Annotated in this window: 1 protein-coding gene; it reads right to left on the bottom strand. The window is 70.5% G+C overall.

Going from position 1 to position 1,862, the window contains the following annotated elements:
- On the bottom strand, positions 1–1,862 hold a 1,862-nt coding region (locus tag G6020_RS11520; RefSeq protein WP_182610727.1), incomplete at both ends, for an Rne/Rng family ribonuclease.

Genomic DNA, 1,862 nt, shown 5'->3' with positions numbered 1-1,862 from the left:
GGCCGCCTGCTCGGCCTCCTGACGGGCGATCGCGAGTGCGGCCGGGTGCGCGGCCGGCGCCGGCCCGTCCTTCTTCGGCACCTGCCTCGGTGCGGCCGACGAGGTGGCCGAGGAGTCGGACTGATCCGACTCCGATCCCTTGCCGCCGCGCTTGCGTCCGCGCCGGGAGCCCGGCTCGTCGGCGTTGTGCGACTCGGTGTGGACAGGGTCGGCGTGCACGATCAGGCCACGGCCCTGGCAGTGCTCGCAGGGCGTGGAGAACGCCTCGACGAGACCCGTGCCCAACTTCTTGCGGGTGAGCTGGACCAGCCCCAGCGAGGTGACCTCGGAGACCTGGTGCCGGGTGCGATCGCGACCCAGCGCCTCGGTGAGCCGGCGCAGGACGAGGTCGCGGTTGGCCTCGAGGACCATGTCGATGAAGTCGATGATCACCATCCCACCCACGTCGCGCAGGCGCAGTTGGCGCACGATCTCCTCGGCCGCCTCGAGGTTGTTCTTGGTGACGGTCTCCTCGAGGTTGCCGCCCGAGCCCGTGTACTTGCCCGTGTTGACGTCGATGACCGTCATGGCCTCGGTGCGGTCGATCACCAGCGAGCCGCCGGAGGGCAGCCACACCTTGCGGTCGAGTGCCTTGGCCAGTTGCTCGTCCACGCGGTGGGTGGAGAACACGTCGACGTCGGGGTTGTCGTACCGCTCCAGCCGCTCGGTCATCTCCGGCGCCACCCTCGAGACGTAGTCGTGCACGGTGTCCCAGGAGGTGTCGCCCTGGATCACCAGCGAGGAGAAGTCCTCGTTGAACAGGTCGCGCACCACCTTGACCAGCAGGTCCGGCTCCTCGTACAGGGCGACCGGCGTGCCGGCACCGGCGGAGGTCCGCTTGGCGGAGGCCTCGGCGATCTCGGCCCACTGGGCCGCCAGCCGTTCGACGTCCCGGCCGATCTCCTCCTCGCTGACCCCCTCGGCCGCCGTCCGGATGATCACGCCCGAGCCCTCGGGAACGACGTCCTTGAGGATGGCCTTGAGGCGACGACGCTCGGTGTCGGGCAGCTTGCGGGAGATGCCGGTGGAGTTGCCGTCGGGCACGTACACGAGGAATCGGCCGGCCAGCGAGATCTGCGTGGTCAGACGGGCACCCTTCTGGCCGATGGGATCCTTGGTGACCTGCACCAGGACCATGTCGCCGGGCCTGAGCGCCTGTTCGATCCGCCGGGCCTTGCCGCCGAGCCCGGCGGCCTCCCAGTTGACCTCGCCCGCGTACAGGACGCCGTTGCGACCGCGGCCGATGTCGACGAACGCGGCCTCCATGCTCGGAAGAACGTTCTGGACGCGGCCGAGGTAGACGTTGCCCACCATGGAGCGAGCGGACTCGGTGGTGACGAAGTGCTCCACGAGGACCTTGTCCTCCAGCACGCCGACCTGGGTCATGATCCCCTTGCCGTCGCCGCGCTTCTTCTCCCGGACCACCATCACGCGGTCGACGGACTCGCGGCGGGCGAGGAACTCGGACTCGGAGAGGATGGGCTGGCGGCGACGGCCGGCATCGCGCCCGTCGCGGCGCCGCTGGCGCTTGGCCTCCAGCCGGGTCGATCCGGTGATGCCCTGGACCTCGTCGTTCGACGAGCCGGATCCGGAGGCCTGGCCGCTACGCGCGGGGCGACGGCGCGGCTCGCGCTGTTCCTGGACCTCGGTGTCGGGAGAGTCGTCTCCGGAGGACTGGGTGTCGTCGTTGCCCGAACCCCCTCCACGACGACGGCGACGGCGGCGCCGACGCGACCCGGACGGTGATCCATCGGAGTCGTCGGAGTCGTCATCAGTGGAGTCCTCCCCCGACCCGGACCGCCCGTCGGCGCGATCGGCTGCTC

The sequence above is a fragment of the Dietzia sp. B19 genome, from assembly GCF_014145155.1.
GTDB classification, from domain to species: domain Bacteria; phylum Actinomycetota; class Actinomycetes; order Mycobacteriales; family Mycobacteriaceae; genus Dietzia; species Dietzia natronolimnaea.
The sequence above is the reverse complement of the archived record's forward strand: the minus strand, read 5'-3'. Positions and strand labels throughout refer to the sequence as shown.